The sequence below is a fragment of the Roseofilum sp. Guam genome, from assembly GCF_017746735.1.
In the GTDB taxonomy this organism is placed as follows: domain Bacteria; phylum Cyanobacteriota; class Cyanobacteriia; order Cyanobacteriales; family Desertifilaceae; genus Roseofilum; species Roseofilum reptotaenium.
In genome coordinates this window covers 73,549-86,722 of the sequence record NZ_JAGHZN010000026.1, presented here as the reverse complement: position 1 = coordinate 86,722, position 13,174 = coordinate 73,549, and the positions used below count along the sequence as shown (strand labels likewise).

Here is a 13,174-nt window from a genome sequence, read left to right as displayed (position 1 = left end):
ACTACCCATTAAATACTCATTCTGGTTTCATACAGCAGGACATCGGTTTTTCTTACTCACTATTTGACTTAGGTGTAGCTGAGATTAATCAAGACAGGTTTTTAGATATATATTCTACAAATCACAATAGTCGCCAACTCTTCTTAATGAATCAACAAGGAGAAGATTTCAAAGATGGGATTACAGAGTTGGGTTTACCCCAAAACTATGAAGCGACATACTCACCCGTGCCCGATCCTCTGTTAAATAAGACAGAACCCGGATTATATATCTATTGGCATAATTATGAATTAATAGTTGCCTCCCAAGGTCTAACTAATTTAGAAAATATGGGAGGTCTGATTATTGTTCCTCTCTTAGCAACCTCTACAGAATCCGGTGAAATATCAACAAAAATAGACAAGAAACCTGCCCTATCAGCAGGAATTGATAAGGTACAAGTGGCAAAATTTAAGGTGAAAGGAGATGGGCGATTATCTATTAAGTTTCCAGCATTTTATCCGTTTTTTCAACCGCTATTTAAGTTGAACACTGGAGCCGATATAACTCATGTTTACATCGGTTCTCGTTTTGAATCTCCGACTTCCGTTGATTTTGCTCTACCTCCTATTTATGCTTTACCTTATATGGATCGACACGGTATGGCTTGGAATGATTATAATAATGACGGGAATATGGATGTAGCGATTGCCAGAGCAGGAATGCAAGGTAAGATATCAGAATTTGATCCGGATGCTAAAGATGAATTAATGCTGCAAACCAGTTCCGGTTTTGAAGATATTGGAGGGAAGGTAGACCTGGATAAAGAGGGTTGTGCTTCACGACAAGTGGCTTGGGTTGATTTTGATCGAGATAATCTTTTAGACCTTTACATTATGTGTGGACGGCATTTGCCACCTAATTCTATATATCCGAATCAACTGTATCGCCAAACTGCTGAAGGTCGTTTTGTCAATGTTTCTGCTGAAAAAAATGTAAATATACCCGAAATGGGGTGGTTTGCTTGGTTAGATATAGATAACGATATGGACATGGATTTATTTTGGGCTGATGAAATAAGTTTTTGGCTCTACAGAAATGAATCAGGAACGTTTATTGCTGAAAAGTTAGGGGAAAATAAGCGTAAGAGCTTAGTGAATCAATTGACGATCGCTGATTATGATGGAGATGGAGACCTGGATTTATTCTCCGCTTCCAGAAAACATAGTATATTATTTACCAATGTGCAGGGTAAATTTGAAAGGGTCGATCCAGAATTAATTGGACTCCCCGATCGAGCATTTGCAGCGAACTGGGTTGATTACGATAATGATGGGTTGATAGACTTACATACCTTACGGTATGGAATGTACCGCCAACTGTCAAATCACACATTTGAAAAAATAAATTTATTAGAAGTTAGTGCACCAAACACATTCGGGGGGTATGCTTACTGTACTTGGTTCGATGCAGATAATGATGGCGATCGCGACTTACTCATGGGAAAATCTGAAGAGATGTCCTGGTGGGAAAAGCGGCAAAGAAAAGCACAAGATATTGCGGAGTTAACTAAATACAGTAAATCCAAAGTGTTGCTGTATCGAAATCTGGGAAATAACAATCATTGGTTGCAAATTGAATTGAAAGGTTCCCCCGGAAACTCGGTCGCGATCGGTGCTAAGGTCAAAGTCACTACGGCTAATGGTACACAATTGCAACAAGTCGGACAGTCGGAAGGAGCCTGGAGATCGCAAGGGCATTACCGCCTATACTTTGGTTTAGGAAAACAAGATGCAATTAGCTCAATTCAAGTTACATGGCCTGATGGTAAAGTTCAGGAAATCCTAAATCCCGACCTCGATCGATTATTGATTATTGAGCAAGCATAAACTTGGATCGATCGGATGGCTCCCCCATACTTTTTGAGAGACTAAAGAAACGATATAAAAAAAGAGGGTGAAATATGGATGAAACCGCACTAACCAAACAGGTGCGCGTGTGTCAGCATCAAAGTTGCCGTCATTTGGGAGCCGCTCAGGTGTTGGAGGCGTTTGAACTGCACCGGGTCGATAGGGTCGAGGTTGTAGCCGTTCACTGTTTGGGGCAATGTGGGAACGGGCCGATGGTTTTGGTTTTACCCGAAGAAGTTTGGTATTATCGGGTTTCTCCCCAGGAAGTGCCTGCGGTGGTTGAGCGGCATTTAAGGGGAGGAAACCGGGTCAAGGGAATGTTATATCCTAAGTTTCATCCCCCTGACAGTTAAATTAAACTAGGATTCATTGGGAAGGCGAACTTTGGTGATTAAGCCGACTCGATGCAAGAGGCTAATGACTCCCCAACTCGGATCAATTTCCCACCATTTTAAGCCGCAACGGGCAGAATAGGGAAAGGCATGATGGTTATTGTGCCAACCTTGTCCGTAGCTCAAGGGGACTAACCACCAAACATTGGTCGATTTATCATTGGTGTCATAGTTACGATAGCCGAAGGTGTGAGCCACACTGTTGACCCCCCAAGCACCATGCCAAAGGAGAACGACGCGGACGATGCTTCCCCACATGACCCAAGGTAAGCCTCCCAGGGCAAATAGGATGGCAGCGAGACCAAAGTGCAAAACTAGGAGATAGCGATCGCAGAATAGATAAAACGGATCGTCTTTAATATCTTTGGTCACTTTAGCAATTTTGTCATCTAAGTCTGGTTTGTGATAGAGAATCCAGATAAAATGGCTCCACCAGAATCCTTTATTGATATTGTGATAATCGCCCTCTTGGTCTGAATGGGCATGATGAATGCGATGGGTTCCAGCCCAATCAATGGGGTTAGATAAACCGCTAAAGGCTCCACAGAACACAAAAAAATATTCAACCCATTTGGGACAAGTAAAGCTACGGTGACTGGCTAAACGATGCCATCCGATTTCGACTCCTGAGCCGGTGATCATGTGCAGAACCAGAAAAACACCTACAGCAGACCAACTAAAGAATGGGGGAAAAAAGGCTAAAACTACCCCGATATGCATGGCAATCATCACAAAGATGATGATCCAGTTGAGACGGGGAGAGGATTCCGTTTCAGGAATTGTTGTTTCAGAAGTGAGTTCTTTAATCATCAAAGGTTACCTTGGATAAACGTGTTGAGCTGATGAATAGGAGAGGGATTACCCGTTAATCCTCCGCTCAGAGCGAGCTATAGCTCCTCTTTCTGGGTAAACGGTTGATAGCATTTATCTTCATTATATAAATGACAAACGCTAGTAATGTTCCAGAGAGAAGAGAGGGAAAATTCATTGGTGGTCATGTATTGTCCCCAGTTTTGTTCTAGACTGGCATGAGCTTGACGCAGATTGTACCAGGGAATCGCAGTAGAGATGTGATGGGGAACATGAACGTTAATGTCATGGGCCATCCATTCAAACCATCTGGGATATTGACAATGGGCTGTTCCCATAAGTTGGGCTTCGGCTTCATTCCATTCTGATTTGGGTTTGAAGGCAATATCGGTTTTGGTGTGATGCAGGAGGGTGATGGTACTCATCCAGAAATGGAAGACGAGCCAAGGCATGAGCCAATAGTTGACCCATCCCCACAATCCGGTAGTGGCAATAAGTAAGGGGAATCCGATCGCCATTTGAGCGATGACAAAGAGGGCTGAAAATCGAACTTGTTCCCGTTCTTTACCGGCAAATGTCCACCATTGGAAGTGTAGGTTTGCCCAATGAACGGCGGAGGCTAACCACCAAAATTTACCCCGCAGGCCCCGATAAGCCCATTTTTCAATCGGATGAAAACTGTCGTATTCTTCACGAGAATAGGCTTTCCACGCATTATCTATTTCGAGACAGTTGGTATATTTATGATGGATGTTATGTTTAATCCGCCAACCATGAAAGGGATAAATGCAGGGAATGAAAACAAGATGGCCAATGAGGTTATTAATCCATTTGCGATTGGCAAAGGAGCGGTGTCCACAGTCGTGACCGATGACGAATAAGCCGGTGAAGGCGCTACCGGTAAAGAGCCAGAGCAGGGGTAAGCAATACCAGGGGGCGATCGCCGTGCCCCACCATCCTAAACCAACGAGGATCAGGTTAATGATTAACCCTGACCAGGCTTTGACGGGATCTTTACTAAATACTTCTCTGGGAAGGGTGTTGATAATATCTCTGAGGCGGATATTGGAGTCGAGGTGGATCTTTTCGTCTGTTTGCGGCCGTGCAGACGGATAAGCGATCGCTGTTTTCATTCAACGTTTTCCTGTTTGATTTGTTTCGGATCTAGGGCAATCTAAAAATATACGCCCATAGAGGGGTGGTCTTCAAGTCCTACGAAAAAATTACTGAGATTCGGAAAAGGTACGATAACCCTTATCTTCGTCATACAAGTGACAAACATCAGTTATTTCCCAAAGCAGGCGGAAAGAAAACCGTTTTCTGGTGATATATTTGCCCCAATTTTCTTCAAGGCTGGCATGGGCTTTGCGCAGGTTATACCAGGGAATAGCTGTAGTTAAATGATGGGGAACATGAACATTAATATCATGGCAAATCCATTCAAACCACCAAGGATATTTACAATCGGTGCTACCTACGAGCTGGGCAGTGACTTCATGCCATTTTCCGTCGGGTTCAAATTTGAGATCGGGCAAAGTGTGGTGCAGGAGGGTTACAGTACTGAGCCAAAAGTGGAAGACAAACCAAGGCACGCACCAGAGGGAAAACCAGCCCCACCATCCCGTAGTGGCAATGAGTAGAGGAAAGCCAATCGCCATTTGTGCAATTACCAATAGGGCAGAAAATTTGAATTGTTCCCGTTCTTTTCCTGGTTTGATTGTCCACCATTGAAAGTGGAGTTGGGCCCAATGGACAATGGAACCTAACCACCAGAATTTACCATGGAGGGAACGATACACAATTTTTTCAAAGGGGTTGAGGGATTGATACTGTTCCACGTAGAATGGATTCCAGGTATTATCGCGATCGATGTGGTTGGTGTATTTATGATGAATATTATGTTGAATCCGCCAGGGATGGAAGGGATAAATGCAGGGAGTGAGGGCAATATGACCAACCAGATTGTTTACCCATTTTTTGTTGGCAAAGGAACGATGACCGCAGTCATGGGCAATGACAAATAAGCCGAAAAAGCCCGTTCCAGTGAAGAGCCAGAGCAGGGGAAGTAAGTACCAAGGGGCGATCGCGATTCCCCACCATCCTAAACTGACGAGAACGACATTGGAGATAAACCCAAACCAAGCTTTAAATTGGTTTTTGGCAAAAACATCTTTGGGTAAGGTTTTTAAGACATCTTTTAAGCGCAAATTCCGATCGAGCTGGGGTCGTCCCGCTGATATAAGCTCCGCCGAGGGATTGGCGATCGCTGTTTTCATGCTCAATGTTCCTCTATTAACAATTGCATCATTATACCCTCTACTTCCGCAATTTTCATGAATTTTAGAAAAGCAAATTTTGCTCTTCAATTCAGAAATTTGACATCCATAAAAAGGACATCTTTTCAACCGTACAAATACTTATTCTTTGTGCAAGAAAACCTTTAGTGCTCTTGCAAGGGCGTGCGAGGGCTATGGGCCTTGGCGGGGGTTCCCCAGCAAATATAAGATTCTGGTAATGAGCGAAACACACTACTACGGGCCCCAACCACGCTATTCGCTCCAATTTTAACCCCTGGAGACACAAAACAATCTGTGGCAATCCATACTCCATTTCCAATCTTAATGGGGTCAGTAACTAGGCGAAAACAGGGGTCTGTAATATCATGGGAACCCGTACAAAGATAGGTTTTCTGGGAAATGACACAATGTTGGCCAATTTCAATCTGGTCTAAGCTATAGAACACCACATCATCGCCAATCCAACTATAATCTCCAATGCTAACTTTCCAGGGATAGGTAAACCGGGCTGTGGGCCGAATGACCACTCCTCGGCCAATTTTTGCCCCGAACCAGCGCAACAACATGACCCGAATACTATGCCAATTATGTAGCGTTAAGGGAAACGTAATAGCCTGTATGAACCACCAAAGAATAATCACCCAGGTGGGACGACCGCGATCGAAATTGGATTGGTCATACTGGCGCAAATCGACCCAAGACGGGGAATCGAGGCGATAGGATAGGGAGGATTCAGGATTTAACTCAGGAGTTGACATGGGTCGGGGAAGATTGAGTGCCAGAAGATTGCGCTTTCATGGGATTAATATGCCCTCCAAACTGGCGTAGTTCAAATAACTTTACGCCAATATTGTATTCATATTGACTCAAGAGTCTGGCATAGATATATCCGGCTTGCCCATCTAAAAATCCCAGTTGGAGAATATAGTGTAAGATAAAGCGAATTGTCGGTTTAAAAGGTAAGCGCACCCATATTTTTTTTAGCCACCGTTTGCGCTGTACAGCATCCCCAAATAAGTTAGAACCAATGGTATTCCCTTCGTCCATACCTTCGATGAGATTGTAATAGACTCTAGCTTCCCAATTTGAATAGCGGTTATGACGAGCTAACCAAGCGTAAATATCCCGGAAATCTTCATGGAGCATATCTTCTTTGAGATAACCGACATTCCCCTCCAGGATTACATGTTCATGAACTTCATTATCACCGGCATTTCTAACATCTTCCACGTTCAAATTTTCGTAGCGACCTTTTTGATGTTTGAATAGCCGTAAATTCCAGTCTGGATATCGTCCCCCATGGCGAATCCAAGCCCCTAGGAAAATGACTCGGCGATTGAGATAATAGCCATTCATGTTGGGGTTTTGAATGGCTTGTTTAATTTCTTCCCATAATGGGGGAGTAATCCGTTCATCACAATCAACAATCAAAATCCATTCATTACGAAAGGGGAGGTTGTCTAATGACCAGTTTTTCTTTTTTGGCCATGACCCATTAAACTTGAATTGAACAACTGTTGCCCCTAAGTTTTCGGCAATTTCTGCGGTGCGATCGCCACTTTGGGAATCAACTACGAAGATTTCATCTGCCGGGTGCAAACTATCAAGGCAAGCGGCAATGTTATCTTCTTCATCTTTTGCTGGAATAATAATCGATACCGGGACTTTAGAAGCTTCAGAGGTCATAAGGGCACGGGAGGTATGAGACAACGTTTAGGATATCAGATCAATCTCAAACTTTGGATTGTGACATCTGCAATTTTTCTCCTTTAGTTATAACAGGTCTGGTATAACGGTGAAGATGAATAGGGCACAGATAGATTTACTTCAATGGAGCATTGCGAGACCACAAGCCTTCGATCGCCGTAGTCAGATAGCCGATTTGACCATAAGCATAGACTAGATTATCAAAGCGCAGAGCTGGATCGCTGATATATTTCACTGATTTATAAAGTCCCCGAATGATGCGCTCTCCCCCCAGCGAAAATTGATGAAGTCCTCCTCGGTTGGAGAGTTGTTCCCGGTAGCATTCACTCACCCCTTGCCACCATCCTCGGCGCAGAAACCAAGAGCGGTTGACTCGCTCTGGAGCAACATTGTGAGCAACTAAGGCTTCAGGGATATAGCTGACTTGCCATCCTGATTTTAGGGCCAATTCGGTCATCACCAGTTCTTCGTTGGAGAGCAATTTTTTTCCTACCCGTCCTAAATTGGGGTCAAATCCACCAATTTCTTCTAGGAAACTGCGTCGGAGGGAATAGTTTAAGCCTCTGGGGGTATTGCCCGGTTGGGTAATTAAGACCGGACTATTGCCTAAATCATAGGCTCCTAGATTACCGGCTAGACCCTCTGAAAGCCAAGGGGGAGGGGTAATATCAGTCGGCCAAATGAGGGTGACTTTACCGCCAGCGATCGCCAGTTTATCGTTTTCTGCGTAGGCTCTGGAGAGGACCGTTAACCAGGACGGGGTAGCGATCGCATCATCATCTAAATAGGCTAAAATTTCTCCACTGGCGTTTTTTGCCCCTGTATTGCGAGCGACAGATAAACCAGTCACTGGTTCATAGACCGATTTTAGACGGGGATGGGGTTGTAAGGATTTGATAACTTCTTGGGTGCGATCGCTCGACGCATTATCAACAACAATGACCTCAAAGTCAGGATGATCTTGATTGAGCAAGCTTTCTATTGCGCCACCAAGATATTGATCTCGGTTATGGGTACAGATAATAGCTGAGATTTGGATGCTCATTGGGGAATAGGAGAGTGGGGACGTGAGGAAACGAAGACGTGGGGATAGATGACTTTAGGACTTTTTGGGATCGTATAGATTAGATTCCATCTCTGTTTTACCCAATTTTCCAATTTTGTCCAATCCCCCTATCTCTCCATCCCCCCATCCCCCAATTGGCGATGCAAACTCTTTAAGGATTGGGCTAACTGAGATAGACGCTCTTCTAGCATATGCTTTTGGTTCAGAAATTGTCGCAATTGTTGATAGCGGTGAATCGCTAAACTCATGGATGCCACTTCTTCTGATGGACAAGGACGACTCCAAACTTCTCCATTTTCATTGAGTCTACAGAGTCGATAGGATGTGCGAGAACTTGCGCTAGAATTGCCATGGGTTGAATTAGGGGTAGATTCAAGCCATCCCTCAATAATTGGCCCCTGATGATAAAGGGCTGTAATTTGATCGTGGATCTGGTCTAACTGATCTTGCCATTGGCAGGCGATCGCCTCAATATCATGAAGTACATCAATGGCTAAATTGGGAGAATACTGATTTTGATAACGGCTTAAGCGCGTCGGTTTATACTTGGGAAAAGGGGGCAGTTCAGTGGGCCGATGAACCTCGGCTGTGCCTAATCTTCTCTTATTCGTTGGTTCAAGAGGATTGGAATTGGGTGGATTAATGTCCATAGCGCTTTGCGCGGCAGAAGGTTAATAGGGAATAGGAAATGGGGAATCTCTGCGTCGGGAGCGTCTCCCGATCTTTTTCTACTGGTTTAGCGCGATTCTAAATGACTCAGCCGCTTTTGGAACTCCTTCAAAGACTGGTATAAATCCGGTAGACGTTTGTAAATGGCCGATGCTTTGAGATAAATGGGATGATTCACCGCAGGGTTTCCAGAAACTACGGAGCCAGGAGCAATGGTTCCATGGACTCCGGCTTTCGCGGAGGCAATCACGTTATCACCAATGACCGTATTGTTGGCAATTCCCACTTGTCCCGCGAGAAGGACTTTATTCCCTATTTTTGTGCCACCTGCCATGCCGGTTTGACCGGCGATCGCACAATTCGAGCCAATCTGAGAACCATGTCCAATCTGCACTAGGTTGTCAATTTTAGTATCGCTACCAATGCGGGTTTCCCCAACGGCTGGACGGTCAATGGCGCTATTACATCCTACTTCCACTCTGTCTTCTAAGACGGTTCGTCCAGATTGTTCCATCTTAAACCACCCTTTAGGGGTGGGAACAAAGCCAAATCCTTCCGAGCCGATCGCTGCACCACTATGAATAACACAATTTTGACCAATCAAAGTCCGTTCATGGATGGTACAGTTGGCATGAAGAACGGTGCGATCGCCGATTTCGGCTTGGGGATAAATGACTACATTGCCATGAATACAAACTCCATCGCCAATTTTGACCCCAGATTCAATTACCACATGGGGGCCAATATAAACTCCTTGTCCCAACTGTACATCCTCGGCGATCGTGGCCGTGGGGTGAATCTGCGGTTGAGGATGAAATGGTTGATAAAAGAGGGTAATGACTTGGGCAAATAAGAGGCGCGGCTCCCGGGTAGCGATCCAGGCAATTCCGCGCTCTGTTGCAGATTCGATTAAATCAGGGGGGATAATTAAGGCGATCGCCTCAGTGGTGTTAATCTGATTGATAAACTTCCTACCCTCAATGAAACTCAGACTTTGGGGAGTCGCTTGATCTACAGGTGCAACTCCCGTAATCTCTGGATCGAGATCGGGTAGGGAATTTTCTGAGGCCACCTTACCCAATTTTTCAATAATCTCGCTGAGTTTCATAGATCTAAGCACCAAGTTTTGAGGGTTGAGAACTGCATCTTTGCAAAGTTTACAGTAGTTTTCACCACAAAATGCAAAACTGGGTTTTAACCTTTCCTTCCTATAAAATGTGGAAATTGATCGTTTTTATTATTCTAAGGGCACTTTTTCAACGATATGTCCACTACTACATCGAGATGAGCTAGGGAACCCTCTGTCTATCTCAACGCGCTAAAGAGGATTAGCCTGATAGAATAGTGCCATTCGTGCGATCGCAGCTAAGGGCTATCCACCAAACAGTGAATAAACGCATCGTTTTCAAAATGGGTTCTGGGGATTTTGATCGAGGGTTTCCAGTAACGCTACAACTGGGTGAGGAAGGACGAACCCCTCAGCTTGAGTTAACCCGGTGTTTAGATGCAGCTCCCCATTTACCCCACCTGTATCAGGAGTGGGTGGCAGCTTATCATCGGTTGGGAGGTTTGGATACTCGGATTCGGATTCCGACTATGCCAATTACCCATTTGGGGATTCCAGAAGCGCACCACAACTGTCGAGAAGCCGCGGAGATGTTGCGATCGCACTTCAACCAGTGGTTACGTCAACCCAATGTTCTCGATTTACGCGAAGCCATTCTCGAAACCCTAAATCGCCAAACCCCTGTCCGCATTATTATCCAAACTCAAGATTGGGTTCTCCAGAGACTTCCTTGGACAGTTTGGGACTTTTGGCAGCGCTATCCTCAAGCCGAAATTGCCCTCAGTTTACTCGATTATCAAGGCGTTAAACCCGAACTGACGCTACAGGGAACGGCGAACATTTTAGCCGTATTTGGGGAAGATCGGGGCTTAAATTTAGCCTGCGATCGACACAGTTTAGATCGCCTCTCTAATGCTCAGATTACTTATCTAGAGCGTCCCAGTTTTTCCCAACTATCGCGAAGCCTATGGTCTCAACCTTGGGATATTTTCTTTTTTGCCGGCCATAGTTCCAGTCAATCTGGCGGTCAGTTTCAACTCAATCCCCAGGAATATTTAAATTTAGACCAGTTAAAATATGCCTTAAATCGAAGTATCGATCGCGGATTGAAATTAGCCATTTTCAATTCCTGCGATGGATTGGGATTAGCTCAACAGTTAGCCGCTCTCAATTTGCCACAAATGATTGTCATGCGCGAGCAAGTCCCCGATCGCATCGCCCAGGAGTTTTTAGAGCATTTCTTGTATCAGTTCTCCCAGGAAACCCAGTTATATGAGTCCGTGAGATTGGCACGGGAAAAATTACAGGGTTTAGAAGATCAATTTCCTTGTGCCACTTGGTTACCCGTTATTTTCCAGAATCCCGCCTACTTGCCCTTAGTATGGAAAAAAATAGAAGTTCAGTTAACCCCTCAATCCAATTTAAGTCGCTTAGAACTTCGCAATCGTCAAATTTTACTCAATAAGGTGAATCTATATTGGGTGAAAGGGGTTTTGGAGGCTTCGCTCCATGGACGGGTGTTACTGGAGTTGGGGATTGAAGAGCGCTATGATGCGATCGCCCATCCTTGGGGCTTAGTTTGGGAGAGCAGCGAGCAAATGGAACCAGTCCCCGTGACTCACCGTTCGGCAATAGAAAAATTCGAGGCTTTAGGAATGGGGCGATCGCTCCTCATTTTAGGCGAACCCGGTTCTGGAAAAACCACCACCCTTTTAGAATTAGCACGGGAATTCATTCATCGAGCCAATCAAGATCGCCATCTCCCCATCCCAGTTGTCTTTAACTTATCCTCTTGGTTAGGCGAACAACAATCCATTTTAGATTGGTTAATTCAGGAACTCTATACCAAGTATCAAATCCCGAAAGAAATCAGCCAAAATTGGATCGACGACTCTGCACTCCTCCTGTTACTCGATGGCTTAGATGAAGTCGCTGTCAACAAGCGCCAAGCTTGCGTCACTGCCTTAAATGAATTTATGCAAAACCATGGCACTCTAGAAGTTGTCATTTGTAGTCGCCACCAAGATTACGAGCAACTCTCGCAAAAATTGCGCGTTTTAGCGGCTATTTATCTCCAACCTCTAACCCAGGATCGCATTGAACAATATTTACAATTTTGTGGCTCGGACTTATCCGGATTACGGCAAGCCATGCAAAGCGATATCATTTTACAAGATTTAGCCCAATCTCCCCTAATGCTCAATATCATGGCTTTAGCCTATCAAGGCATGAGTTATGATGATTTTCCCCGACAGACGAAAGAACAATATCATCATCATTTATTTGATGCCTATATTGAACGCATGTTTAGCCGAAAAATCGGTGAACATTTTTATTCTAAGGCTCAAACCAAGAACGGGTTGATCCAACTCGCCCAATGGATGGCCAAAGAATCACAAACGGTGTTTTTAATCGAACGAATGCAACCGAGTTGCTTAAAGACAAAATCTGAAAAATTGAGATATTGTGCTTTAATTGCCCTCATTGGTGGTATCTTCAGCGCTTTAGGAATTGGGTGTAGTGTCGGACATATTGCTGGTAGTCATATCGGATTACTCTCTGGAGGAATTTTAGGCATTGCTGGAGGACTAGCGGGAGGGATTATTTTAATGTGGGTTTTACCTCGGATTGAACCCGTAGAAAAAATGAAGTGGTCTTGGCACAAAATGAGGATCAATCTGATTCCAGGATTGCGAGTCGGATTGATTGCGGGTGGATTTTATGCTTTAAGTGTTGCCTTAATCTTTAATGTCATTTATGGCTTAAACATGGCAGTTAAGGAGCTATTGATTTTTTGGCTATCTGGATTAAATTTAGGCGTGATGTTTATTTTACTCAGAGGCTTAACTGGAGGAGACATCAATACCCACACTGTACCCAATCAAGGCATCTGGTTAAGCGCTCGAAACGCCTCCTTATTTGCAATCCTAGGCATCTGTACCTTAATCGTCCTAGCGAAAATTGTAGGACATCCAACCTTGTTTGGCGCGATCGCCGGTTTATTAATTGGTCTATTTTCCCCTAGTAGCATCGCCTGTCTACAACACTTTACCCTGCGAGTTATTCTCTATAGCTCTGGAAAAGTTCCTTGGAATTATGCCCGCTTTCTCGATTATGCTACCAGTCTCATTTTCTTACAAAAAGTGGGTGGAGGCTATATTTTTATCCATCGTCTGTTGTTGGAACACTTTGCCCAACTTTCTCTAGAATAAAAGTTTTGTATATTGTAGGGGCGAAAAAATTTTCGCCCCTACTGTCCTTGTAAACCAATTATAAAG

11 protein-coding genes are annotated in these 13,174 nt (G+C 44.3%); 3 read left to right on the top strand and 8 right to left on the bottom strand.

Annotated features, from left to right (window positions below; translation table 11 throughout):
* Positions 1–146 precede the first annotated feature (146 nt).
* Together J7529_RS11805 and J7529_RS11800 are read left to right on the top strand one after the other, a co-directional pair.
* Positions 147–1,868 carry a CRTAC1 family protein gene (locus tag J7529_RS11805; RefSeq protein ID WP_318729118.1) on the top strand — a complete coding sequence of 574 codons (1,722 nt, stop codon included), beginning with the start codon at positions 147–149 and terminating at the stop codon, positions 1,866–1,868.
* A gap of 74 nt (positions 1,869–1,942) precedes the next feature.
* Positions 1,943–2,242, top strand: coding sequence for a (2Fe-2S) ferredoxin domain-containing protein (locus tag J7529_RS11800; protein ID WP_318729117.1), 300 nt, complete (start codon positions 1,943–1,945; stop codon positions 2,240–2,242).
* Between the two features lie 6 nt (positions 2,243–2,248).
* Here J7529_RS11800 and J7529_RS11795 read toward each other — a convergent pair whose 3' ends face one another.
* The 8 genes from J7529_RS11795 to lpxD all read right to left on the bottom strand — a co-directional run bounded on the left by J7529_RS11795 (position 2,249) and on the right by lpxD (position 9,938).
* The gene (locus tag J7529_RS11795; RefSeq protein WP_318729116.1) at positions 2,249–3,091 is read right to left on the bottom strand and encodes an acyl-CoA desaturase; all 843 of its coding nucleotides are present in this window, start codon (positions 3,089–3,091) and stop codon (positions 2,249–2,251) included.
* A 77-nt stretch (positions 3,092–3,168) separates the two neighbouring features.
* Positions 3,169–4,224 carry a fatty acid desaturase gene (locus tag J7529_RS11790; protein ID WP_318729115.1) on the bottom strand — a complete coding sequence of 352 codons (1,056 nt, stop codon included), beginning with the start codon at positions 4,222–4,224 and terminating at the stop codon, positions 3,169–3,171.
* Between the two features lie 90 nt (positions 4,225–4,314).
* Positions 4,315–5,367, bottom strand: coding sequence for a fatty acid desaturase (locus J7529_RS11785; protein WP_271941842.1), 1,053 nt, complete (start codon positions 5,365–5,367; stop codon positions 4,315–4,317).
* A gap of 164 nt (positions 5,368–5,531) precedes the next feature.
* Complete coding sequence (gene hpsU, locus J7529_RS11780; RefSeq protein ID WP_318729114.1) at positions 5,532–6,146, bottom strand: hormogonium polysaccharide biosynthesis acetyltransferase HpsU; 615 nt, start codon at positions 6,144–6,146, stop codon at positions 5,532–5,534.
* On the bottom strand, positions 6,133–7,074 hold the full coding sequence (locus J7529_RS11775) for a glycosyltransferase family 2 protein (RefSeq protein WP_318729113.1): 942 nt from the start codon (positions 7,072–7,074) through the stop codon (positions 6,133–6,135). The genes hpsU and J7529_RS11775 overlap by 14 nt, the downstream gene beginning before the upstream one ends.
* 136 nt (positions 7,075–7,210) lie before the next feature.
* Positions 7,211–8,140, bottom strand: coding sequence for a glycosyltransferase family 2 protein (locus tag J7529_RS11770; RefSeq protein WP_318729112.1), 930 nt, complete (start codon positions 8,138–8,140; stop codon positions 7,211–7,213).
* A gap of 128 nt (positions 8,141–8,268) precedes the next feature.
* Positions 8,269–8,811, bottom strand: coding sequence for a hypothetical protein (locus J7529_RS11765; protein ID WP_318729111.1), 543 nt, complete (start codon positions 8,809–8,811; stop codon positions 8,269–8,271).
* An 86-nt stretch (positions 8,812–8,897) separates the two neighbouring features.
* Positions 8,898–9,938, bottom strand: a complete 1,041-nt coding sequence (gene lpxD / locus J7529_RS11760; protein ID WP_318729110.1) for a UDP-3-O-(3-hydroxymyristoyl)glucosamine N-acyltransferase — start codon at positions 9,936–9,938, stop codon at positions 8,898–8,900.
* Positions 9,939–10,216: 278 nt separating this feature from the next.
* Between lpxD and J7529_RS11755 the strand changes: the two genes are divergently transcribed.
* Positions 10,217–13,108 (top strand): NACHT domain-containing protein, encoded by a 2,892-nt coding sequence (locus J7529_RS11755; protein ID WP_318729109.1) that lies wholly within the window; start codon positions 10,217–10,219, stop codon positions 13,106–13,108.
* Positions 13,109–13,174: the final 66 nt, after the last annotated feature.

What these genes read in the sequence shown, in the direction of transcription:
- J7529_RS11805 (WP_318729118.1), top strand. Translation starts at nt 147, where the DNA reads ATGAATCAACAAGGAGAAGATTTCAAAGATGGGATTACAGAGTTGGGT.
- J7529_RS11800 (WP_318729117.1), top strand. Translation starts at nt 1,943, where the DNA reads ATGGATGAAACCGCACTAACCAAACAGGTGCGCGTGTGTCAGCATCAA.
- J7529_RS11795 (WP_318729116.1), bottom strand. Translation starts at nt 3,091, where the DNA reads ATGATTAAAGAACTCACTTCTGAAACAACAATTCCTGAAACGGAATCC.
- J7529_RS11790 (WP_318729115.1), bottom strand. Translation starts at nt 4,224, where the DNA reads ATGAAAACAGCGATCGCTTATCCGTCTGCACGGCCGCAAACAGACGAA.
- J7529_RS11785 (WP_271941842.1), bottom strand. Translation starts at nt 5,367, where the DNA reads ATGAAAACAGCGATCGCCAATCCCTCGGCGGAGCTTATATCAGCGGGA.
- hpsU (WP_318729114.1), bottom strand. Translation starts at nt 6,146, where the DNA reads ATGTCAACTCCTGAGTTAAATCCTGAATCCTCCCTATCCTATCGCCTC.
- J7529_RS11775 (WP_318729113.1), bottom strand. Translation starts at nt 7,074, where the DNA reads ATGACCTCTGAAGCTTCTAAAGTCCCGGTATCGATTATTATTCCAGCA.
- J7529_RS11770 (WP_318729112.1), bottom strand. Translation starts at nt 8,140, where the DNA reads ATGAGCATCCAAATCTCAGCTATTATCTGTACCCATAACCGAGATCAA.
- J7529_RS11765 (WP_318729111.1), bottom strand. Translation starts at nt 8,811, where the DNA reads ATGGACATTAATCCACCCAATTCCAATCCTCTTGAACCAACGAATAAG.
- lpxD (WP_318729110.1), bottom strand. Translation starts at nt 9,938, where the DNA reads ATGAAACTCAGCGAGATTATTGAAAAATTGGGTAAGGTGGCCTCAGAA.